Origin of the sequence: Sphingosinicella sp. BN140058, from assembly GCF_004135585.1 — a bacterium.
Lineage (GTDB): Bacteria > Pseudomonadota > Alphaproteobacteria > Sphingomonadales > Sphingomonadaceae > Allosphingosinicella.
This window is the reverse complement of record NZ_CP035501.1, coordinates 1010280-1031176: the sequence shown is the minus strand read 5'-3', so window position 1 is coordinate 1031176 and position 20897 is coordinate 1010280. Positions and strand designations below refer to the sequence as shown.

Here is a 20897-nt window from a genome sequence, read left to right as displayed (position 1 = left end):
GGATGGCGACCGGCGCCCAGGCTCTGACCTTCGTCGTCGCAGGCGAGCGCCTGGCCATTCCGGCGGGCGAGATCGCCGAAGTGATCCGTGCCCCGGCAGTGTCGCGGGTGCCGCTCGCGCCGCCGAGCCTGGCAGGAATCGCCAACCTGCGCGGCGCAGTCATTCCGATCGTCTCGCTCGCGGCCTTGCTCGGCAGCGCCGACGCCCGGCGCGGGGAAAGGGTGATCGTGCTCGGGGGGGGCTCGCCGGTCGGCCTGTTCGTCGATCATGTCTCGGCGCTGGTGCCGCTGGAAAGCGCACGTGCCGGCGACGACTCGATACGCCTGCTCGACCTCGGTCCGCTGCTGGACGGTGCCTTTTCGGAAGCGCGGGGAGGCGGCCGCCGGTCGGCGCGGCACGCGGCGGCTGCGGTTGCTGCCGTCCCCCCGGTTGCGGAGCGCGCCTTTTTCAGCTTCGAGATCGCCGAACAGGAGTTCGCGCTGCCTCTGGAGAGCGTGTTCGAAGTCATCGCGCTGCCCGACACGATCGCTGCCGTTCCGGAGACCGATGCCGCGATGGCGGGCGTGATCACGGTGCGAAATCGGCTGCTGCCGCTGCTCTGGCTACCGGTGCTGCTTGGACTACAGGCGCGGCCCTCCGACGAGCGCCGCGTCGTCGTCGCGGCGCTGGGCGGTACGCGTGCGGGGCTGATCGTCGATCGGGTGAAGGCCATCGTCCGCCTGCCGGACGCGGACGTCGATCCGGTACCGCCGGTGCTGACGCGTGGCCGTCAGGAGGCGCAGGTGCGGGCAATCGGGCGACTGGAAGGCGGCAAGAGGCTGATCTCGATCCTGTCGGCCGAGCATCTTTTGAAAGAGTCGGCTGCGAACCGTCTGCGCGATTCGCCGGTCGAGGAGGAGGTTGATATGGCCGAGGCGGAGAAAGGTGCCGTCGAACAGTTCGTCGTCTTCACGCTCGGCGACGAAGCCTACGGGCTGCCGATCGACAGCGTGGTCGAAGTCGTCCGCGTGCCGGAGCGGCTGACGCGGCTGCCGAAGGCGCCCGCGTTCGTCGAAGGCATCCTGAACCTGCGCGGCAAGATCGTCCCGATCATCGATCAGCGGCGGCGGTTCGAGGCTGCAGGGCAAGCCGAGACGCGCGGCCGTATCGTCATCGTCCGCATCGGCGACACCGAGGCCGGCTTCGTCGTCGACGATGTTTCCGAAGTGCTTCGGGTCCAACGGGATCATATTCGCGCCGCGCCGGAGATCGGGTCGGGCCGGATCATCGATCGCATTGCCAATATCGAGGCGGAAGGCCGGATGGTGCTGATGGTGGATCCGCAGGAACTGCTCGAAAAGGCCGAGCAGGATCTTCTCGCGGAAATGCGGAAGGGCGCCGTGACTCCTTCATGATCCGGCTGCTGATCGTCGATGATTCGCCGCTGATGCGGCGTCTGCTCGGAAGCATCTTCGAGGCGGAAGGCGACTTCGTCGTCGGCATGGCGCGGGACGGCGCCGAGGCGATCGAGTTGCTCCCGACCTTCGCGCCCGATGTCGTCACGCTCGACATCAACATGCCCCGCATGGACGGCCTGACCTGTCTCGATCGGATCATGATCGAGCGGCCCTGCCCGGTGGTGATGTTCTCTTCGATGACTGATGAGGGTGCGGCCGAAACAATGGAGGCGCTCCATCTGGGCGCGGTCGATTTCATTCCCAAGCCGGAAGGCGCGGTTTCGCTGGCGATCGACACGCTTGCGCCCCGTCTGGTCGAGAAGGTCCGCGCCGCCGCCGCCGCCCGGCTGAAGCCGAGTCTTCGCCTGCGCGACCGAGTCCGCGCCAGGACCGGGCTGGCCCGCTGGACGCCCCCGCGCGAGGCGCCTTCGCCGGTGCCGCCGAGGCCCGTCCCCAGGGCGGTTCCCGGCGGAAAGACGGCCGAGGGGCTGGTGCTGGTCGGCACCTCGACCGGAGGTCCGCAGGCCCTCGATGCCCTGCTCACCACATTGCCACCGGACTTTTCCTGGCCGATCCTGGTCGCCCAGCACATGCCCGCCTCTTTCACCGGCGCACTGGCGCGGCGTCTCGATACCATTTGTGCGCTGCCGGTGACTGAAGTGTTGGCACCCACGCAGATCCAAAGCGGACACATCTATATCGCCCGCGGCGATGCCGATATGATCGTGCGGCGGCAGGGTCGAGGCCTGATCGCGGCCGCGGCACCGTCGGATCCGGGCCATCGCTGGCATCCGAGCGTCGATCGGCTGGTGCGGAGCGCACTCGCCGCGGTGCCTGCCGACCGGCTCGTCGGCGTGCTGATGACCGGCATGGGCAATGACGGCGCGGCGGCCATGACCGCGCTCAGGGCGCAGGGCGGGCGCACGCTCGCCGAGGCGGAGGAGAGCGCGGTCGTCTGGGGAATGCCCGGCGAGCTGGTGAGAGCGGGCGGCGCCGACATCGTTGCGCCGCTCGACATGCTCGGCAAGCATCTGGTCGACACGGTGCGATCCCGATGACGGGGGAAGCGCCCGTACTGACGCCGGTGGAGCTCAACGCGCTTTCCGAGTTCGTCTACAAGCGCACCGGGATGCTCTTCGAGGAGAAGAAGCGTTATTATATCGATCGCCGCATCGCCGAGCGCATGGACGCGACCGGAAGCCGCGACTTCGCCGATTATCAGGTGCGGCTGCGATCCGACCCCGGCGAGGCGCAGTCGCTGATCAACAGCTTCACCGTCAACGAGACCTATTTCTACCGCGAAGAGCATCAACTGCGCTGCCTCAGCCGCTCGATCCTGCCCGAGGTGGTCCGCAGCCATCGGCCCGGCGATCTCGTCCGGATCTGGTCGCTGCCCTGCTCGACCGGCGAGGAGCCCTATTCGATCGCGCTGTGGCTGCTGGAGAATTGGGCGATGGTCGACGTCTACAATATCGAGATCGTCGGCTCGGACATCGACACCCAGGCGATCGCTGCAGCGCTTCGCGGCCGCTACACCAATCGCTCGATTGCGAAGCTGCCGCAGGAAGTCCTCGATGCTTATTTCGAGCCGGAGGTGCGCGGCAGGCGGGAAATCATCCAGGATCTCAAGGAATCGGTGAAGTTCACCGCCACCAACCTCAACGATCGTGCGTCCGTGCTGACCCAGGGCAGGTTCGACGTCATCTTCTGCCGCAATCTCCTCATCTATTTCGATGAGGAATCACGACGGACCGCGGCCGCGCATCTCTATGAGGCACTCAATCCCGGCGGTTACCTCTGCCTTGGCCATACCGAGTCGATGAGCCGGATCTCCGATGCCTTCGAGATGCGCCGATTCGACGATGCGATCGTCTACAGGCGCAGTTGATGGACGAGCTGTTCGAGCAATTCCTGATGGAAGGGCGCGAGCTTATCGCGCGCGCGACGGAGGATCTGCTTGCGCTCGAGGCCGGGCAGGAGGTCCGCACGCGCATCGACAGCGCTTTCCGTGCCGTCCATACGCTGAAGGGCTCGGTCGCGATCTTCGATCTGGCACCGATGGCGGCTATGCTCCACGCCGCCGAGGATTTGCTTGGGGCTGCACGGGCTGCGTCGCTCGACGACTCAGCGATCCGTGCGCTGCTCGCCTGTCTGGATTGCTGCGATCGGTGGTTGGATGCCCTTGAAGCCTCCGGAACCCTGCCGCCGGACGCGCAGGAGGAAGCGGCTCGGCTCGCCAACCAGCTCGCGGCGCGCGTGGGGAGAAATGCCGCTCCGCGTTCGGCCGCGAGTGCGGACGACAGGCCACGCTGGCTCGTAGGGCTGCTCGCCGATTGCGATTCGCAAATAGCGGCAACGGGCGAACATGATCTCGCGGCGCTGCGCTACACGCCGCGCCCCGATTGCTTCTTCGCCGGGGATGACCCCCTCGCTCTGGTCGCGTCCATTCCGGGTCTGATCGCACTGCGTGTGGAGGCCCGAGATTCCTGGCCAGCGCTCGCCGACTTCGATCCTTATCTTTGCAACCTGGAGATCGAAGCGCTTTGCACCGGATCGGCCGACGCGCTTCGTCAGCTGTTCAGGTTCCTGCCGGATCAGGTCGAGATCTTCGATGTCGCGCCCCGGAGAGCCGCTGCCGTCCCGGATCTCGAAGCCGCGGTGCCCGCTGCGGACGGCGGCGAACGGACGCTCCGGGTGGAAACGGGGCAGATCGATCGCCTGCTCGATCTGATCGGGGAACTCGTCGTCGCCAAGAACAGGTTCGGCCATCTCGCCGCCGAACTTGAACGCGGCGCCGATCCCGTGACCCTTGCCCCGGCGATGCGCACGGTCGCGGCAGCCACGGATCGGCTCGTTGCCGACATGCACGGAACCGTGATGCGGGTCCGTCTCGTCGCTATGACCCGGCTGTTCCGGCGGATTTCCCGCATGGTCCGGGAGATTGGCGATCGGCTCCACCGCGATCTCGAACTCGTTGTTACCGGCGAGGAAACGCGGGTCGACAAGGCGCTTGCCGATGCCCTTTTCGAACCGCTGCTTCACCTTGTGCGCAATGCGATAGATCACGGTATCGAAACCGCCGAAGCCCGCGCCGAGGCAGGCAAGGCGCCGCGCGCACGGCTTGGCCTCGTGGCGCGCAATGCCGGGGATCAGATCGTCATCGAAGTGACCGACGACGGCGCCGGCATCGATCCGGAGCGGCTGCGGCGGGTCGCGGCAGAGCGTGCGCTGGTTTCGCTAGCAGAGGCCGATGCGCTAGATGATGCCGCCGCCCTGCAGCTTATCTTCGCGCCGGGTTTCTCGACCGCGGCGGATGTGACCGATATCTCAGGCCGCGGCGTCGGCATGGACGCGGTTCGCGCCGCGATCGAGTCGCTGGGCGGGCGTGTGTCGGTGGCGAGTAAGATGGGAACCGGAACGACGGTGACCCTCCGCTTGCCGGCAACGGCCGCGCTGACGACGATCCTCGTCGTCCGCTGCGGCGGAGAAGGCTTCGCCGTGCCGATCGATGGCGTGGCCGAGACGATCCGCATCCAACGCGATGCGGTGAGGCCGGTCGGCGTCGGGCGCGCGTTCGTGCTGCGCAACCGTACATTGCCCTTGCTCTCGCTTGCCGAACTGCTCGGCCTCCCGGCCGAAGAATCCGGGAGCGATCTCAAGGTCTTGGTCGCGAATACGGGACAGGGGCAGGTCGGCCTAGCGGTCGATGACTTCGGAGACAGGATTGACGTGATCCTGCGGCCGATGACCGGTCTTCTCGCCAATCTGCCCTTTGTCTCGGGAACGACGTTGCTCGGCGACGGCAGCGTCATCCTGGTTCTCGATCTGGCGGAGGTGATCGGATGAGCATCGCGCTTCGTGACGGCGTCATTCATTTCGAGGGTCGCTGCGGTATCGAGGAGGCCGAGGCCCTGCTCGGCCATTTGTCGGTGCCGGGCGTCCGAGTCGATCTGGATGCCTGTGAGCATCTCCACACCGCCTTGCTTCAGGCGCTGATGGCGTCGGGTGTCCCGGTTCAAGGCAAGCCCTGCGGTTTCATCGCGGACTGGGTGCTCCCGCTCCTGAGCGAAGCCGCGGCGCCCAGTGATACGGGATAAAGTCCATTTTCCCATCGCATTGCACTACGCATCTGCATTAGGAAGCGGATCGGCTCGGCCTTGGCTGGACCGGTCCTTCCAATCTGGTGCAGAAAGACTCCATGGCCGTAAACGTTCTCGTCGTCGATGACAGCAAGCTTGCGCGGATCAATGCCGGCAAGGCGTTGACCCAGCTCCAGCCGGAATGGCGGCGCATCGAAGCTGCGAACGCGGCGCAAGCTCTGGAGGTCGTCGCTGCGGAAGAGGTCGACATCGCCCTGATCGACTTCAACATGGAAGACAAGGATGGGCTGGCGCTCGCCGCGGAACTGCGGGAGGCGTACCCCAACATGCCGATCGCCATCATCACCGCCAACATTCAGGACGAGATCATCGCGCGGGCGCGGGCGCTCAACGCCTCGTTCGTCGCCAAGCCGCTGACATCGGAGGGGCTGCAGGGCTTCATCTCCGGGGCGGCGCTGCGTCTCAAGTCGGCGGGTAAGTGATCGTGAGCGGCATCGAGCTGACCGAGCTCGAGCAGGACGCGCTCACCGAAATCGTCAACATCGGGGTCAGCCGCGCTGCCGCCTCGCTCCGCAAGATGGTGGGAAAGCAGGTTCTGCTGTCCGTACCCGCGGTCGAGATCGTCACCCGCGAGCGCGCCGCAAGCCTGCTCGGGCAGAGAGAAAGCAACGATCTCGTCGCGGTGCGGCAAAGCTTCGCGGGGGCCTTCTCCGGTCGTGCGATGCTGATCTTTCCCGAAGACAACAGCCTGGAATTGGTCCGTGCCGTCACGGGCGACGAAATGTCGCCCGAGGATGTCGTCGCAATCGAGGACGAAGCGCTTGCCGAGACCGGCAACGTCATCCTCAACGGGTGCCTGGCGACGATGGCGAACATGCTGCGACGCCCGCTCACCATGTCCATACCCGTGGTGTGCAGAGGCCCGGGGCGCGACCTGTTCGAGTGTGAGCCGGACAGCGGCGAAGAGGGCCTGGTGCTGTTCCTGTACATCAACTTCTCGGTGCGCGAGCGCGACCTGCGCGGCTACATCGCGATGATGATGGACATGCCGTCGCTGACCACCCTCAAGGACCTGCTCGGCCAGTTCATCGTCGAAGTGGTCGGCGAGGCGCCTGCCGGCGGGGACGAAGCGCTTGGCTGAATCCGGGCCCGGCCTCACCACCCTGTTCGGGGCGGCCGCGGCGAGCGGACTCCGCGAGCCCGGCATGCTGGCCGATCTTGGCGAGAGGCTGAACGTGTCGTTGGCGGCGGCAGGCGCCGCCGGAGCCTGGGATTGGGACATAGAGGCCCGTCTGCTCTACTTCGATCCGCGGCTGGCAGCGCTCTATGGGGTCGATGCCGATCGGGCCGCCGCAGGGCTGCCGACCGAGACGTTCTTCGCAGCCATCGACCCGAGCGACGCGCCCCGTATCCGTATCGCCGTCGCCGGCATGCTCCATGGCGCCGAAGTCTTTCTCAAGACCTATCGCCTGATCGGCGATGACGGCGTCGTGCGCTGGGTTGAGGCGCACGGCCGCTGTCATTATGATGCCAATGAGCGTCCGATCCGCTTCTCTGGGATCCTGATCGACGTCACCGCGCGCCGGCGGATCGAAGAGCGGCTTCGCATTGCACAGAGCGCCGGCGGAGTCGGCACGTTCGAGCACGTTCCAGGCTTCGGCACGGCCTCCGTCTCGGAACAATTCTGCCGCCTGTTGGGCCTCCATTCCGCGGCCGTGCTCCCCGTTGCCACCATCAACGCCTGCGTCGAGCAGGGTGAATTGCTCGACGCCGAGGATCATCCCGGCTCGGCGGTTGAATATGCCGAGATCCGCATTCGCCGTGCCGACGATCGGGAATATCGCTGGATTGCGCGGCGCGGCGAGGCAATCCGCGACAATGAGGGCGCCGGCATGCGCCACGTCGGCGTCATCTACGACATCACCGAGTCGCGACGCGCCCAGGAGCAGCTCCGAGAGCTCAACGAGACGCTCGAAGCCCGTGTCGAAGAGGAGATTGCCAGCCGCAAGGAGGCCGAGGATGCGCTCCGCCAGTCCCAGAAGATGGAGGCGGTGGGGCAGCTGACCGGTGGCATCGCCCACGATTTCAACAATCTGCTGACGGTGATCATCGGCAATCTCGACATGGCGATGCGCCGCATGAGCCCGGAGGCGGACGACCGGATCTCCCGCGCGCTCGGCAATGCTCTCAAGAGCTCGGAACGCGCGGCGTCGCTCACCCAGCGGCTGCTCGCCTTTTCGCGCCGGCAGCCGCTCGATCCCAAGCGCGTTCATCTCGGGCGCTTGCTCGAGGGCATGAACGATCTGCTCACGCGGACCCTCGGCGAGCGGATACTTTTCGGTACCCGGATTGCGCCCGATCTGTGGCGGGTCGAAGTCGACGCCAATCAGCTTGAAAACGCGATCCTGAACCTCGTCGTGAACGCGCGAGATGCCATGGACGGCAGCGGCCGGCTGACCATCGTCGCCGCCAACGAGCGCGTGATGGCTCCGGCGGCGCACATGGCGATCGACGCGGGCGAATATGTCGCCATCTCAATCACCGACACCGGATCGGGGATGGACGAGGCCACCATCGGGCGCGCCTTCGATCCCTTCTTCACCACCAAGGAGGTCGGCAAAGGCACCGGACTCGGCCTGTCGATGGTCTATGGCTTCGTTCACCAGTCCGGCGGCGACGTCGAGATCCGTTCGGTGGTCGGCGAGGGTACGACGATCCGCATCCTGTTGCCGCGGCTGCACGGTGCCCATGGCGATGGGGAGGAGCAGCCGGCGCCCGAGGCAAGACAGGGCCGGCTGAGCGAGACCATTCTGGTCGTCGAGGACGATGAGGACGTCCGGGCCTATGCGGTCGAGAGCCTGACCGAGCTCGGCTATGCCGTGCTCGAGGCGCGGGATGCTCACCATGCCATGGATGTGCTGCGTCATAGCGGCAAGTCTATCGCCTTGGTGCTGACCGACGTGATCATGCCCGGCATGACAGGCCGCGAACTCGCCGAGCGCGCCCAGGTGTTCTCGCCGGGCCTGCGCATCCTCTACATGTCGGGCTACCCGCGCGACGTCATCGTTCGCGACGGTCGGCTGGAGAGCGGCGTCGATCTGCTGCCCAAACCCTTCACCTATCAGGCGCTCGCCGCCAAGGTTCGCGAGATGCTCGACGATTGACCGTTCGGCGGGGCCGGGTTGAACGCGGTTGCCGCCCCGCCTAAGGCCCATTCCCCGTGACCACATCCCGCTTTTCCTTCTCGATCGCCGCGACCGACGGCGCCGCCCGCACCGGTAAAATCTCGATGCTGCGCGGCGAAATCCGCACGCCCGCCTTCATGCCGGTCGGCACGGCGGCCACCGTCAAGGCGATGAAGCCGGCCGACGTCCGTGCTGCGGGCGCCGACATCATCCTCGGCAACACCTATCACCTGATGCTGCGGCCCGGCGCGGAGCGGGTCGCGCGGCTCGGCGGCCTCCACAACTTCATGAAATGGGACCGTCCGATCCTGACCGACAGCGGCGGCTATCAGGTGATGAGCCTGTCCGAACTCACCAAGAAGAGCGAGGACGGAGTCCGCTTCAAGAGTCATCTCGACGGCTCCGCCCACATGATCACGCCCGAGCGATCGATGGAGATCCAGCGCCTGCTCGGCAGCGATATCGTCATGGCGTTCGACGAATGCACCTCCTATCCGGCGACCCGCGACGAGGCGGCGGCGTCGATGGAGCGCTCGATGCGCTGGGCCAGACGCTCGCGCGACGGGTTCGATTCGGGCGAGGACCATGCCGCGCGCGCCGCCCTGTTCGGGATTCAGCAGGGTGCGATGGAGGAGGATCTCCGCAAGATCTCGGCCGAGAAGCTGATCGAGATCGGCTTCGATGGCTATGCCGTCGGCGGCCTTGCCGTCGGCGAGGGTCAGGAGATCATGTTCCGCACCCTCGATTTCGCCGCGCCAATGCTGCCGGCGGACCGTCCGCGCTACCTGATGGGCGTCGGCAAGCCCGACGACATCGTCGGCGCGGTCGAGCGTGGGATCGACATGTTCGATTGCGTGCTGCCGACGCGGTCCGGCCGCACCGGCCAGGCCTTCACCCGCAGCGGACCGATCAACATCAAGAATGCCCGCTTCGGCGAGGACGAGACCCCGCTCGATCCCGAATGCGGCTGCCCGGTCTGCGATACCTGGTCGCGCGCCTATATCCATCATCTCGTCCGGGCCGGCGAAATCCTCGGCGCCATGCTGATGACCGAGCACAACATCCATTTCTACCAGGCCTTGATGGCGGATCTTCGCGGCGCGATCGCAGAGCAGCGACTGACCCCTTTCGCCGACGATTTCCGCGCGCGCTATCTCCGCCGCTGATCGAAGCCTGACGTCGGTTTGTCCCGGCACGGTTGCAAAAGGAAGGGCGCCCGCCCATTTTCCTGGCTTCAGCGGGTGTGGATTTGTCCGAGTCTGCGGCTTTGGCGCGAAGCTGTTGCGCCGCGGCCAGGCTTGCCACCTGCAGATGCGGGGACTAAAGGGCCCGACCTTTCTGGAGTAGTGGATGCTGTCGTCGACTGCCGCATTGCCTGCCCTCGAGGTACCAGCTTCTTCGAAGCGGGCCTGGCCGGCGGCGATTCTGCTCGCACTCGCCGCTCTTCTTTGGCTCATCGCGGGATTTAGCCTCACCCCGGCCGAGCAGACGCGCAACGTTCCGCACGCCAGCATTCCAGGCGCGAAGCCGCACATTCCGGGGCTCGGCGTCCCGCCCGAGCCGGAGCCGATGCGGTTCCGTGACGTCGCGCCGCAGGATGCGCTAGCGATCAACTCCGCGGTTCCGGTCTCCACCCTGCCTAACCCCGCGGCGCGACCCTTCGGCGTCAGCTTCGCAACCCCCGTCGACCGGCTGCGCGCCCTCGAATGCCTGACTGCCGCCGTCTATTACGAAGCCGCGACGGAGCCGGTGGACGGCCAGCGTGCAGTCGCACAGGTGGTGCTGAACCGGGTCCGTCACCCGGCCTATCCGCGTACCGTTTGCGGCGTCGTGTTTCAGGGTTCGGAGCGTGCGACCGGTTGCCAGTTCACCTTCACCTGCGACGGTGCGATCCGGCGGACTCCGATGGCCGTGCTATGGGCCCGTGCGCGGAAGGTCGCCGAGGAGGCGCTTGCGGGCAAGGTGTATGCGCCGGTCGGCTGGGCGACCCATTATCACACCAACTGGGTCGTGCCCTATTGGAGCTCAAGCCTGACCAAGCTTGCCAATGTCGGCACCCACATTTTCTACCGCTGGGAAGGTGGCTGGGGCCGCCCGCCCGCCTTCCGCTTCCGTGCCGCGGGGCTCGAGCCGCAGATCGCGCTGATGCGGCATCTGACTTCCGATCCGTCGAGCCTCGCCGGGGCGGTCGAGCCGACCACCGACGAAGCCGCGGCGCTCGCTGCCGCTGAGGCGGCCGCCAAGGGGGAGCTTCCGCCGGGTGTGGTTCCCGCGTCTGCGACGGGATCGCTGACCTCGGACATCAGCAAGCGCCAGGTTATTCGCCGCTATGAGCCGATGACTCGCGAGGCCGCGACCGACGCCGCACTCGCCCGCGGCGGCGAGCCCGCAAGCGCGAGCCTGCACTGGGCCTTGTCCGGGCTGCCTTCGCCCCCCACCGGCGGGAAGCCGGCAGCCGCAACAGCTCCGGCAAAGGCCGAGGCTGCACCCGCGGCACCGAAATGCCTCGAGGGCGTCCGAAAGCTGCCGAGCGCCACGCAGGGGACAGCCCAACCCCAGGCCTGCTGATCAGCCTTCGTTGAGACTCCGGAGCTGGAAGCGCTGGAGCTTGCCGGTCGCGGTTTTCGGCAGTCCTGTGACGAAGGCGATCTCGCGGGGATATTTGTAGGGCGCGATCGTCGCCTTGACATGGGCCTGCAGCGCGGCGGCGAGATCCGCTCCGGCGTGGTGGCCCGGCGCAACGACGACGAACGCCTTCACCTTCTGGCCGCGCTCCTCGCATGGTACGCCGATCACTGCGCATTCCTGCACCGCGGGATGCGCATAGAGCGCATTCTCGACCTCCGGTGCGCCGATATTGTAGCCGGCCGAGACGATCATGTCGTCGGATCGCGCGATGTACCAGAAGTAGCCGTCTTCGTCGGTCCGGTAGGTGTCGCCGGTGACGTTCCAGCCGTCCTGCACGTACAGGCGTTGACGGTCGTCGTCGAGGTAGCGGCAGCCGGTCGGGCCCTTGACCGCGAGCCTGCCGGTTCCCGCCGCAAGCGGCCGTCCGTCGGGATCGAGCACGCAGGCCTGGTAGCCCGGCACCGCCTTGCCGGTCGCGCCTGCACGGATCGCGTCTCCCGCTGCGGAGATGAAGACATGCATCATCTCGGTGGCGCCGATGCCGTCGACGATGCGAAGGCCGGTCGCTGCGTGCCAGGCGTCCGAAGTGGCGGCAGGAAGATGCTCGCCGGCCGAGACGCAGGTGCGAAGCGACGATAGCCGCCGCCCGCCCGGCAGGCCGAGCATCGCCTTGTAGGCGGTCGGGGCCGTCGCAAGCGTGGTGACACGGTGCCGTTCGATCGCTTCGAGCATGGCAGCGGGGCTCGGTTGGCCGATCGTCACCGCGGTGCCGCCGAAGCGCCAAGGGAAGATCAGCAGCATGCCGAGGCCGAACGTGAAGGCGATCGGTGCCGAGCAGGCCCAGCGATCCTGGGGGCGTGGCTGCAGGATGTGCCGTGCGAAGCTGTCCGCCGATGCCAGGATATCGCGGTGAAAGTGGATGCAGCCCTTGGGCTTGCCGGTGGTTCCCGAGGTGAAGGCGATCAGGGCAACGTCGTCCCGCCAGGTGCCGACGGCCTCGAAGCCGGATGCGGCCTGCGCCAGCCGGGCCTCGAACGGGCCGCCTCCGTGATCGCCCTGGTAGACGAGCGTGGAGCGTAGCACATCATTGTGATCCGCAGCCGCGGCGAAGTCGTCGAGGCAATGCGCATCGACGATGGCGTGGCTGATCCGGGCGCGCTCCAGGATGGTTCGCAACTCGCCCGGACGCAGGATCGGCATGGTGGCGACGACGATGCCGCCGGCCTTGAGCACGCCGAGCCAGCAGGCGAAGAGCATTGCGCCATTGGGGCCGCGCAGGAGGACGCGATTGCCCGGAACCAGCCCTTCCTCTTCCACCAGCAGCCGGGCGATGCGATCGGAGAGCCTGCGCATGTCGCCATAGGTCCACGCGCCCTGGTCGTTCACCACCGCGACTGCGTCGTCGGCGCCGCTGGCGATCAGCGTCACCGCGGCGTTGAGGCGCTCGGGATAGCGAAGCTCGGGCAGCGTGAACAGGAAGTCGGGCTGATGCTCCGGTGGCGGCAGGCGATCCCGCACGAACGTGTCGAGATGCGCCGTCGGCGCCATCAGTCGGGCACCACCGCGATCGTCTCGATCTCGATCCGGGCATAATCCTCGACGAGGCGAGAGACTTGGACGACCGCCATCGCAGGATAATGCTTGCCCATGATGTCGCGCCAGGCAGCGCCGATCGCCGGCAGGCTCTGGCGGTAATCCTCGCAGCTGGTGATGTAGCAGGTCATCCGAACGACATGTTCGGCCCGCGCGCCGTCTTCGGCGAGGATGGCGAGCGTGTTGCGCAGCACCTGGGCGAACTGTCCGGCGAGATCGTGGGCGGCGAAGCGTTCCGCCGAATCCCAGCCGACGACGCCCGCGGTGAAGATCAACCGCCCCCGCGTCGAGATCCCGTTGGAATAGCCCTTGGGCCGCGGCCAGCCGGGGGGCAGGAGAGTCTTCATGGCCGATGCTCCGCAAGATGAGCGCGCGCGATCACGATCTTCTGCACTTCCGATGCGCCTTCGTAGATGCGCAGCGCCCGGATCTCGCGGTAGAGACGCTCGACCGGGTTGCCGCGCGTGACGCCCAGGCCGCCGAAGATCTGCACCGCCTTGTCGATCACCGCCTGCGCGCTGTCGGTTGCGTGGAGCTTGGCCAGAGCCGCTTCGCGGCTGTTGCGCTGTTGCCGAACGTCGCGCAGCCAGGCGGCGCGATAGACGAGCAAGGCGGAGGTCTCGACGTCGAGCACCATCTCGGCGAGCTTCGATTGGGTGATCGGGTTGTCGGCGAGCATGCCGCCGCCGAGCCGCCGCGACAACGCTCGCATGGTCGCCTCGGCAAGGGCGCGCCGGGCGAAGCCGAGCGCCGCCGCGCCAACGGTGGTGCGGAAAATGTCGAGTGTCGCCATCGCCTGCGCGAAGCCTCGGCCAAGCTCCCCGAGCAGCGCTTCGGCGGGCAGGGGCATCGCCGAGAAGCGCAGGGTGGCCAGCGGGTGCGGTGCGATGACGTCGATCCGCTCGCTGTCGTCGAGGCCAGGACTGTCGCGATCGACCAGGAAGGCGGAAATGCCTTTGGCGCCGGGCGCTTCTCCGGTGCGGGCGAACAGGACATAATAATCGGCGATGCCGCCGTTGGAGATGAAGGTCTTGGCACCGTCGACGATCCAGCCGTCCTTCGTCGCGGTCGCTGCCGTTTCGATCGCGGCGACATCGGAGCCGGATTCGGGTTCGGTCAGGGCGAACGCCGCGATCTTGTCTCCCCGCGCCACGGCAGGGAGATAGGCGCTCTTCTGCGCGTCCGTGCCGAACAGGCTGATCGTGCCCGATCCGAGCCCCTGCATCGCGAACGCAAAGTCGGCGAGCCCGGAATGGCGCGCCAGCGTTTCGCGGATCAAGGCAAGCGAGCGCACGTCGAGCTGCTCGTGCATCCCGCCTTGAGCGGCGGGAACGCAGTAGCGCAGCCACCCGGCCGCCCCGAGCTTGGCAACGAGGCCGCGGCAGGCGGAGTCGACGTCGGCCGCCTCGCCCTCGTCGCCGAGTTCGGCCGCGCACCAGCCCTCGAGCTCTTGCCCCAGCGCGCGGTGCGCATCGTCGAAGAACGGCCAGTCGAGGAAGGATCGGTCTGCCCTCATTTGGGTCACCTCTCCCTTCGAGGGAGGGGCTGGGGGTGGGTTGCGCCCGAACCCCCTCGATGGGGGTCAGGACGCCCATAGCCCCTCGGCGGCATCGAGCCGCCTCGGTGCTGACCCACCCCCTTCCCCTCCCTTGAAGGGAGGGGTGATCTCAGGACATCAATCACCCCGGAACTCCGGATTTCGTTTCGCCGCGAAGGCTTCGAAGGCGCGGCGGAAGTCGTTGGTGGCCATGCAGATCGCCTGCGCCTGGGCTTCCATCTCGATCGCCGTTTCCAGGCTGACATTCCATTCGAGGTTGAGCTGGGTCTTGGTGATGCCGTGGGCGAAGCTCGGGCCGGCGGCGAGGCTTCGCGCGACGGTGCCCGCCTCTTCGAGCAAGCAATCGCGCGGCACCAGCCGGTTGAAGAAGCCCCAGCGCTCGCCTTCCTCGGCGGTCATTACCCGCCCCGTGAACAGCAATTCGCTCGCACGGCCCTGGCCGATGATGCGCGGCAGGATCGCGCAGGCGCCCATGTCGCAGCCGGCGAGGCCGACTCGGGTGAACAGAAAGGCGGTCTTCGTCTCCGGGGTGGCGAGACGGAGGTCCGAGGCCATCGCGACGATCGCACCGGCGCCGACGCAGATGCCGTCGGCGGCCGCGACGATCGGTTGTGGACAGGCGCGCATCGCCTTGACGAGGTCGCCGGTCATGCGGGTGAAATCCAGCAACTCCGGGATCGCCATCTCCGTCAGCGGACCGATGATCTCATGGACATCGCCGCCAGAGCTGAAATTGCCGCCGGCGCCGGCGATCACCACGGCCCTGACGTCCCGGGCGGGGACCAGCGCCCGGAAGGTGTCGCGAAGCTCGGCATAGCTCTCGAAGGTGAGCGGATTCTTGCGCTCGGGCCGGTTGAGCGTGATCGTCGCCACCCCCGCGTCGAACGTCCACAGAAAGTGCGCCGGGGCGAATCTGGCCGGATCGAAACTCACATCACTTCTCCCCCGGCGACCGCGATCGTCTGGCCATTGATCGAGCCGCTCGTCGGCAGGCACAGCCAGAGCACCGCGGCAGCGACTTCCTCGGGCGTGACCAGCCGGCCCTGCGGGTTGAACCGGGTCAGCTCCGCGCGTGCCTGATCGGGGCTGCGCCCGGTCTTGCCGGCGATGTTGGCGACGGCCTCTTCGACGATGTCGGTGGCGGTGAAGCCGGGGCAGACCGCATTTGCGGTCAGTCCGGTTGCCGCAAATTCGGTCGCGAGCGCACGCATAAGGCCGACGGCGCCGTGCTTCGCGGCGACATAGGGCGCGGTATAGGCATAGCCCTTGAGCCCCGCCGTCGAGGCGATGGTGACGATGCGGCCGTTCTGCGCCGCCTTCACGTCCTCGAGCGCCGCCTGGCAGCAGAAGAAGAGGGCATCGAGGTTCACCGCCAGCGCGCCGCGCCAGGATTCTTCGCTGAGCCTGGCGAAGGGTGCCACCTGTACCGCACCGGCATTGTTGACCAGGATGGTGACCGGGCCATGGGCCTCGCGCGCCGCAGCGAAAGCGCGGTCGACCTGCGTGCGCAGGGTGACGTCGGCGGCGGCGGTCGCGACGTAGGCTCCGGTGCTGCGGAGCGAGTCGGCCGTCGCCTCAAGTCGGTCCGACCGGCGGCCGACGAGGGTGAGACTGGCGCCTTCCGCTGCGAGCGCGGCGGCGATCGCGGCGCCGATGCCGGTGCCGCCGCCGGTAATCAGGGCATGGTGGTTGAGGAGCCTCACCGCCCTCACCCTCCCACTCCCCAAATAGGAGAGGGAACGCGCAAACACCTCTCCCTGCAGGGGAGAGGGAGGGGCCCGCCCGGCGTCAGCCGGGTGGGAGGGTGAGGGCCATTACTCACGCATCCCGCGCCAGATTGCGCGCGAGCTGTGCCATGCCCGGCAGATAGGGCGGCGGTACAGCGACGCCGCGATAGCCGTGGCCGGCGGCGGCGCGCAGGGTCCACATCGGGTCGACGAGATGCGGACGGGCAAGGGCGACCAGGTCGGCACGTCCTGCGGCAAGGATGGAGTTGACGTGGTCGGGCTCGTAGATGTTGCCGACCGCGATCGTCGCCACTTGGCCTTCGTTGCGGATTCGGTCGGCGAACGGGGTCTGGAACATCCGGCCGTAGACCGGCTGGCAATCGGCCCAGGTCTGGCCGGCGGAGACGTCGATCAGATCTGCGCCGGCCTCCGCGAAGGCGCGGCCGATCGCGACCGCTTCGGCGGGGGTGACGCCCTGATCGCCCATCCAGTCGTTGGCGGAGATACGCACCGCCATCGGCTTGGCGGCCGGCCACGCGGCGCGCATGGCGGCGAACACCTCCAGCGGGAAGCGCAGCCGATTGGCGAGGCTGCCGCCATAAGCGTCGGTGCGGCGATTGGTCAGCGGCGTGATGAAGCTCGACAGCAAATAGCCGTGCGCGCAGTGAAGCTCGACCATGTCGAAGCCAGCCTTGAGCCCGCGCAGGGTAGCCGCGACGAATTGATCCCGAACCAGGTCCATGTCGTCGCGGGTCATTGGTCGCGGTACCTGATTGGCGGCACTCCACGGCACGTCCGACGCCGCGATCACCGGCCAATTGCCGCCGTCGAGCGGTACGTCATAGCCTTCCCAGCCGACCCGGGTGGAGCCTTTCGGTCCGGAATGGCCGAGCTGCAGGCAGAATTTGGCGCGGCTGTTGACGTGGACGAAATCGACGATGCGCTGCCATGCGGCGACATGTTCGGGCGCGTAGAGGCCCGCGCAGCCCGGGCTGATCCGCCCCTCCGCCGAGACGCAGGTCATTTCCGTGTAGACGAGGCCGGCGCCGCCTTGCGCACGGCAGCCATAATGGACGAGGTGAAAGTCGCCGACGGTCCCCTCCCTCGCCGAATAGGTCGCCATCGGCGACACCACGATGCGGTTGTCCAGCCGCATGTCGCGCAGCGCATAGGGGGCGAACATCGGCGGCGCGGGATCGTTGACGGGGACTCCGACGGCCCGTGCCTGGAACCAGCGCTCGACGGCCTCCAGCCAGCGCGGGTCGCGCAGGCGCAGATTTTCGTGGCTGACCCTCTGCGAGCGGGTGAGCAGAGAATAAGCGAATTGTATCGGCTCGAACGGCAGATAACGTTCGATCGTCTCGAACCATTCGGTGGAATTGCGGGCGCTGTTCTGCAGCTTCAGCACCTCGACGCTGCGCTCCGCCTGATATTCGGCGAGCGCCGCCCCGCGTGACAGGCCGGGACGGTTCAGCACCTCGGCCAATTTGATTGCGTCCTCGAGCGCGAGCTTGGTGCCCGACCCGATCGAGAAATGCGCGGTATGCGCCGCGTCGCCGAGCAGGATCAGATTGCCGTACGACCAGCGTTCGCAGGTGATCCGGCGAAAGTTCAGCCACGCCTGCGGACCCGGCAGCTGCCGCGCGTTCGACAGCAACCTGTGCCCGTCCAGGTGCCGCGCGAACAGCGCTTCGCAGAGCGCGGTGGCGGCATCCTGATCCATCTCGTCGAGGCCGAGCCCGGCCCATGTCTCCGGCGCCATTTCGACGATGAAGGTCGATTGACCGTCGGCGAAGCGATAGGCGTGCGCCCATACCCAGCCGGCCTCGCTCTGCTCGAACGCGAAGGTGAAGGCGTCGAACACGCGGCTGGTGCCGAACCAGAAGAATTTGTTGCGGCGGATGTCGATATCGGCGCCGAATTCCTCGGCATGAAGCCCGCGCACGCGGCTGTTGGCGCCGTCGGCGGCAATGACGAGATCATGGTCGCGCCAGGCTTCGAGATCGGGCGCAGCCTCGTGCCCGAAATGAAGGCGCACGCCGAGACTGCGGGCGCGGTCCTGCAGGATGGCGAGCAGACGCTTGCGGCCGATGCCGATGAAGCCGTGTCCGGAGGAGCGGATGGTCTCACCGTGAACGTGGACTTCGATATCGTCCCAATGGGCGAATTCGCTGCGGATCACGGCACCCGAAACGGGATCGTTCGCCATCAGATTGCCGACGGTCTGATCGGAGAAGACGACGCCCCAGCCGAACGTGTCGTCGGAACGGTTGCGTTCGAACAGGTCGATGTCGTGCGCGGGATCGCGCAGCTTCATCGATATCGCGAAATAGAGCCCGGCAGGTCCTCCGCCGAGGCACGCGATCCGCATCCAACGCTCCTTTTCGCCAAGGGGTAGAGCGGCGATGCCGAGGTGGCAAGGGCAGGCCGTCAGTCTCGTCCGGATCGTGCCGGCTCGCCCCAGACGATGCCGCGGCCGTCGGTGGCCACGTAGACCCGCCCGAAGCGGCGCGGATCGCCCGAAATGGCGCGGAAGCGCAGGCCCCATTGATGGGCGTCATCGTTGATCCGGGTCCACGATGCGCCGCCGTCGAGTGAGCGCCAGATGCCGCGACGGCCATGATTGGCGCCGATCGCGTACAAAGCGGGATCCTGTGCGCCCTCGGCCGCACGGCCGAGCCCGAATTTTTCCACGACCATCCCGGCACGCGTCGCCGCACGGAAGCTGCCGCCCGCGTCGTCGCTGCGCCACAGCCGTCCGCCCAGATTGAACCAGAGCGCACCGGCGCGGCCCGGAACCGCGACCATCGGCCATTGATCCTCGCGGCCGCGAATGCGCGCGTGGCCGAGGTCGGCGGGCAGGCCGCGTGCCGGCGCCGGCACGAAGCTGCGGCCGGCATCGCGGCTGACGAAGATCCGTCCGCCGGCGAAATCGATGGCGTAAAAGAGCTTCGGATCGGCCTTGTCGGCGATCGCCCGTGCCCCGGGCGGGAGGCCCGACGCCGCCGCCCAGGTGCGGCCGCGATCGCTGGTGACCATCGCGATCGGCGTGCCGACAATGAAGGTCGAACCGTCCGCGGCGACGTCGATCGGCGCGTCGCCGCGAAGATCGTAGCGGCGCGGCGGCTCGGCGCCGACCGCGATCGGCGGAACGCGAAGGGGCTCCCAGGTGCGGCCGCCATCCTCGGAAACGCCGAGCGAGGCGCCGCTCTGCGGCTGTTCGGCGTGGAGCGTGCCGCTCCGCACGACCACCTGCGGCTTCAGGCCGGCATAATCGAGATTGTTGGTATTGGTCAGCCGGGGGACGAGGTGCATCGCCCGCGGCGCGACGTCGAGCCGCTCGTGGACAAAGCCGGCGAGATCGCCGAAGCCCGAGATCAGCGGCGCACCGCCGGTAGGGCTGATCAAAGTGATCACCGCAGTCTGCTCGATGCCGTTTACCCATGGGCGCCACGTCATCGTGCCTGCGCCGCTGCTCGCCTGTCTGTTGCGGTAGACGGTCGCTCCGGTGGTGTAGGCGAGGGTCCCGCCATCGAACGGATCGATGGCAAGGCCGGCGGTCCAGTGGCCGAACTCGGCTTCGGCCTTGCCCCAGGCGAGCCAGGGCGTCTCGGCGATGTCGCGGCGGCTGCGCTCCCGCAGGCTGGTCCAGCTCCGCCCGTCATCCTCGCTGAGCCAGATGGTGTCGCCCGCGTGCCAGCGATCGACGCTCGACACGGCGAGCCGGCCGGCACGCCGCGGATCGGCGCTCAGCCCCATATAGCCGCCTTCGGCAGAGGCGCTGCGGTCCGGCGTGATGTCGCGCCAGCCGGCGGTCGCCAGATCGAACGTCCACACCAAGCCGCCGGCGATGCCGTTGGGGCCGATTCCGGTCGAGCAGGCGACGAAGAGCCTGCCATACGCGATGTCGGCCTTGACCGGCAGCATGCCCTCTGGCGGGCCGCCGGCGACGCGCTGCCAGCTTTGGCCCCCGTCGGCGGAGCGGTAGATGCCGGCGGCACCCGGATCGGCTACGCCGGCAAAGACGTTTCGTGACGCGAGATCGAAGACGACGAACGCGATGCCGGCGTGGGTCTCGCGCCGCGCGCTCGGCGCGCCGAGACCCGGATGCGGGAAGCCCGTCACCTTCGCCCAGCGGCGTCCCGCGTCGTCGCTGCGCCACAGCCCGTCGTGGCGCGAGCCGAACAGCAGGCTGGAGGTGCGGTGGGGATCGATTGCGAGCCGCTCACCGAGCCCTCGGCCGTCCTCGTTGCCGCCCATCTTGAACGGCACCGGCACGATCTCCCAGGTCTTGCCCCGGTCGGCCGAGCGCCAGATCGCCGCGTCGCCCCAATGGCCCATGCCGGCGGCGAGATAGACCTTCTCGGGATCGATCGGATCGGCGGCGATGCTCTCGATGCCCATATAGCTGCCCACCGCATTGCCGTCCTGCAGCGGCAGCCATGTCCGCGCCGCATCGTCCCAGCGATAGGCGCCGCCCATATCGGTGCGAAGGTAGGCGAGGCCCTTCTCCGCGCGGCTGAAGACGATGTTCGGGGCGAAGCCGCCGGCGCCGACCTTGACGTTGCGCCACTGATAGGCGGTGGTGCCCGATGCCGCAGTTGCGCTCGAGCCGGGCATGGCGAGCACGATCGCGACGCCGGCGATCAGGCACCGAACCATCGATCCCG

General features: G+C 67.6%; 17 protein-coding genes. 10 read left to right on the top strand and 7 right to left on the bottom strand.

What is annotated here, in order from left to right; translation table 11 throughout:
* Positions 1-2 precede the first annotated feature (2 nt).
* The 10 genes from ETR14_RS04665 to ETR14_RS04620 all read left to right on the top strand — a co-directional run bounded on the left by ETR14_RS04665 (position 3) and on the right by ETR14_RS04620 (position 11289).
* A complete protein-coding gene (locus tag ETR14_RS04665; protein WP_129383587.1) occupies positions 3-1394 on the top strand; it encodes a chemotaxis protein CheW in 1392 nt (463 codons plus the stop codon).
* Positions 1391-2494, top strand: coding sequence for a chemotaxis-specific protein-glutamate methyltransferase CheB (gene cheB, locus ETR14_RS04660; RefSeq protein WP_129383586.1), 1104 nt, complete (start codon positions 1391-1393; stop codon positions 2492-2494). Before ETR14_RS04665 ends, cheB begins: the two co-directional genes overlap by 4 nt.
* The gene (locus tag ETR14_RS04655) at positions 2491-3324 is read left to right on the top strand and encodes a protein-glutamate O-methyltransferase CheR (protein WP_129383585.1); all 834 of its coding nucleotides are present in this window, start codon (positions 2491-2493) and stop codon (positions 3322-3324) included. The genes cheB and ETR14_RS04655 overlap by 4 nt, the downstream gene beginning before the upstream one ends.
* Positions 3324-5282: a chemotaxis protein CheA gene (locus ETR14_RS04650; protein WP_129383584.1), complete on the top strand. Its 1959-nt coding sequence runs from the start codon at positions 3324-3326 to the stop codon at positions 5280-5282. Before ETR14_RS04655 ends, ETR14_RS04650 begins: the two co-directional genes overlap by 1 nt.
* On the top strand, positions 5279-5533 hold the full coding sequence (locus ETR14_RS04645) for a hypothetical protein (protein WP_129383583.1): 255 nt from the start codon (positions 5279-5281) through the stop codon (positions 5531-5533). Before ETR14_RS04650 ends, ETR14_RS04645 begins: the two co-directional genes overlap by 4 nt.
* Positions 5534-5634: 101 nt before the next feature.
* Positions 5635-6018: a response regulator transcription factor gene (locus tag ETR14_RS04640; protein ID WP_129383582.1), complete on the top strand. Its 384-nt coding sequence runs from the start codon at positions 5635-5637 to the stop codon at positions 6016-6018.
* A gap of 2 nt (positions 6019-6020) precedes the next feature.
* Positions 6021-6677: a chemotaxis protein CheX gene (locus ETR14_RS04635; RefSeq protein WP_371416745.1), complete on the top strand. Its 657-nt coding sequence runs from the start codon at positions 6021-6023 to the stop codon at positions 6675-6677.
* Positions 6670-8700: a hybrid sensor histidine kinase/response regulator gene (locus ETR14_RS04630; protein ID WP_243455764.1), complete on the top strand. Its 2031-nt coding sequence runs from the start codon at positions 6670-6672 to the stop codon at positions 8698-8700. The genes ETR14_RS04635 and ETR14_RS04630 overlap by 8 nt, the downstream gene beginning before the upstream one ends.
* Positions 8701-8756: 56 nt before the next feature.
* A complete protein-coding gene (gene tgt / locus ETR14_RS04625) occupies positions 8757-9887 on the top strand; it encodes a tRNA guanosine(34) transglycosylase Tgt (protein WP_129383580.1) in 1131 nt (376 codons plus the stop codon).
* Between the two features lie 184 nt (positions 9888-10071).
* Positions 10072-11289: a cell wall hydrolase gene (locus ETR14_RS04620; RefSeq protein WP_165356313.1), complete on the top strand. Its 1218-nt coding sequence runs from the start codon at positions 10072-10074 to the stop codon at positions 11287-11289.
* On the opposite strand, the gene ETR14_RS04615 is transcribed toward ETR14_RS04620, so the two are convergent.
* From ETR14_RS04615 to ETR14_RS04585, 7 genes are all read right to left on the bottom strand, one after another.
* The gene (locus ETR14_RS04615; protein WP_129383579.1) at positions 11290-12897 is read right to left on the bottom strand and encodes an AMP-binding protein; all 1608 of its coding nucleotides are present in this window, start codon (positions 12895-12897) and stop codon (positions 11290-11292) included.
* Complete coding sequence (locus ETR14_RS04610; RefSeq protein ID WP_129383578.1) at positions 12897-13289, bottom strand: RidA family protein; 393 nt, start codon at positions 13287-13289, stop codon at positions 12897-12899. Before ETR14_RS04610 ends, ETR14_RS04615 begins: the two co-directional genes overlap by 1 nt.
* Positions 13286-14458 (bottom strand): acyl-CoA dehydrogenase family protein, encoded by a 1173-nt coding sequence (locus tag ETR14_RS04605; RefSeq protein WP_129383577.1) that lies wholly within the window; start codon positions 14456-14458, stop codon positions 13286-13288. Before ETR14_RS04605 ends, ETR14_RS04610 begins: the two co-directional genes overlap by 4 nt.
* A 159-nt stretch (positions 14459-14617) precedes the next feature.
* Positions 14618-15433, bottom strand: coding sequence for an enoyl-CoA hydratase family protein (locus ETR14_RS04600; protein WP_129383576.1), 816 nt, complete (start codon positions 15431-15433; stop codon positions 14618-14620).
* The gene (locus ETR14_RS04595; RefSeq protein WP_129383575.1) at positions 15430-16203 is read right to left on the bottom strand and encodes an SDR family NAD(P)-dependent oxidoreductase; all 774 of its coding nucleotides are present in this window, start codon (positions 16201-16203) and stop codon (positions 15430-15432) included. Before ETR14_RS04595 ends, ETR14_RS04600 begins: the two co-directional genes overlap by 4 nt.
* Before the next feature lie 115 nt (positions 16204-16318).
* Complete coding sequence (locus ETR14_RS04590) at positions 16319-18598, bottom strand: bifunctional salicylyl-CoA 5-hydroxylase/oxidoreductase (RefSeq protein WP_129383574.1); 2280 nt, start codon at positions 18596-18598, stop codon at positions 16319-16321.
* A 59-nt stretch (positions 18599-18657) separates the two neighbouring features.
* On the bottom strand, positions 18658-20889 hold the full coding sequence (locus ETR14_RS04585) for a hypothetical protein (RefSeq protein ID WP_243455763.1): 2232 nt from the start codon (positions 20887-20889) through the stop codon (positions 18658-18660).
* Between the last annotated feature and the right edge of the window lie 8 nt (positions 20890-20897).

What these genes read in the sequence shown, in the direction of transcription:
- ETR14_RS04615 (WP_129383579.1), bottom strand. Translation starts at nt 12,897, where the DNA reads ATGGCGCCGACGGCGCATCTCGACACGTTCGTGCGGGATCGCCTGCCG.
- ETR14_RS04620 (WP_165356313.1), top strand. Translation starts at nt 10,072, where the DNA reads ATGCTGTCGTCGACTGCCGCATTGCCTGCCCTCGAGGTACCAGCTTCT.
- ETR14_RS04650 (WP_129383584.1), top strand. Translation starts at nt 3,324, where the DNA reads ATGGACGAGCTGTTCGAGCAATTCCTGATGGAAGGGCGCGAGCTTATC.
- ETR14_RS04645 (WP_129383583.1), top strand. Translation starts at nt 5,279, where the DNA reads ATGAGCATCGCGCTTCGTGACGGCGTCATTCATTTCGAGGGTCGCTGC.
- ETR14_RS04610 (WP_129383578.1), bottom strand. Translation starts at nt 13,289, where the DNA reads ATGAAGACTCTCCTGCCCCCCGGCTGGCCGCGGCCCAAGGGCTATTCC.
- ETR14_RS04640 (WP_129383582.1), top strand. Translation starts at nt 5,635, where the DNA reads ATGGCCGTAAACGTTCTCGTCGTCGATGACAGCAAGCTTGCGCGGATC.
- ETR14_RS04605 (WP_129383577.1), bottom strand. Translation starts at nt 14,458, where the DNA reads ATGAGGGCAGACCGATCCTTCCTCGACTGGCCGTTCTTCGACGATGCG.
- ETR14_RS04585 (WP_243455763.1), bottom strand. Translation starts at nt 20,889, where the DNA reads ATGGTTCGGTGCCTGATCGCCGGCGTCGCGATCGTGCTCGCCATGCCC.
- ETR14_RS04655 (WP_129383585.1), top strand. Translation starts at nt 2,491, where the DNA reads ATGACGGGGGAAGCGCCCGTACTGACGCCGGTGGAGCTCAACGCGCTT.
- ETR14_RS04590 (WP_129383574.1), bottom strand. Translation starts at nt 18,598, where the DNA reads ATGCGGATCGCGTGCCTCGGCGGAGGACCTGCCGGGCTCTATTTCGCG.
- cheB (WP_129383586.1), top strand. Translation starts at nt 1,391, where the DNA reads ATGATCCGGCTGCTGATCGTCGATGATTCGCCGCTGATGCGGCGTCTG.
- ETR14_RS04665 (WP_129383587.1), top strand. Translation starts at nt 3, where the DNA reads ATGGCGACCGGCGCCCAGGCTCTGACCTTCGTCGTCGCAGGCGAGCGC.